The 1,109-nt window shown below is 66.5% G+C and carries 1 protein-coding gene; it reads left to right on the top strand.

Annotated features, from left to right (window positions below; all coding sequences use genetic code 11):
• The coding region (locus DBR20_RS14380) for a cation:proton antiporter (protein ID WP_108266645.1) at nucleotides 1–1,109 on the top strand (1,109 nt) is incomplete at both ends.

Raw genomic sequence — 1,109 nt, 5'->3', positions numbered from 1 at the left:
GATGTTCGGCGTCGGCCTGCACTTCTCGCTGAAGGACCTGATGGCGGTCAAGGCAATCGCCATTCCCGGCGCCATCGGCCAGATCCTGGTCGCTACCCTGCTCGGCTGGGGCTTGGCGGCATTGATGGGCTGGCCGGTCATTCATGGCGTGGTGTTCGGTTTCGCGCTGGCCACGGCCAGTACCGTGGTGCTGCTGCGCGCGATGGAAGAGCGCCGCCTGCTGGAAACCCAGCGCGGCAAGATCGCAGTCGGCTGGCTGATCGTCGAAGACCTGGCCTGCGTGCTGGCACTGGTGATGATGCCGGTGATGGCCGGCGTGTTCGGGCCCGACGCGGCCAATGAACACCACACCATCGGCAGCGTGCTGGCCAGCATCGGCTGGACGTTCGTGCAGCTGGGCCTGTTCGTAGCGGTGATGCTGGTGGTCGGCCGCCGGGTCATTCCGTGGATCCTGGAGCGCATCGCCGGTACCGGCTCGCGCGAACTGTTCACCCTGTCGGTGCTGGCGATCGCGCTGGGCGTGGCGTTCGGCTCGGCCATGCTGTTCGGCGTATCGTTCGCGCTGGGCGCGTTCTTCGCCGGCATGCTGCTCAATGAATCCGAACTCAGCCACAAGGCGGCCAGCGATTCACTGCCGCTGCGCGACGCCTTCGCGGTGCTGTTCTTCGTCTCGGTGGGCATGCTGTTCAATCCCAGCATCCTGATCGAACACCCCTGGCAGGTGCTGGCCACCGCCGGCATCATCATGTTCGGCAAATCGGCGGCGGCGTTCTTCATCGTGCGCGCGTTCGGCCATCCCACCGGCACTGCGTTGACGATCTCGGCCAGCCTGGCGCAGATCGGCGAGTTTGCCTTCATCATCGCCGGCCTCGGCGTGACCCTGAAGATCCTGCCGCCCACCGGCCAGGCGCTGGTGCTGGCCGGCGCGCTGATCTCGATCATGCTCAATCCGCTGGTGTTCGGCCTGCTCGACCGCTGGCTGCTGAAGCACCAGGAAACCACGCCCACGGCGGTGGAGACCGAGCTGCCACCCGGGCCGTCGCTGGACCTGCATGACCATGCCATCGTCATCGGCTACGGCCGCGTCGGCAGTGCGCTGGCACAGGTAC

It is taken from the genome of Stenotrophomonas sp. HMWF023 (assembly GCF_003060985.1).
Lineage (GTDB): Bacteria > Pseudomonadota > Gammaproteobacteria > Xanthomonadales > Xanthomonadaceae > Stenotrophomonas > Stenotrophomonas lactitubi.
This window is presented reverse-complemented; position numbering and strand designations above follow the sequence as displayed.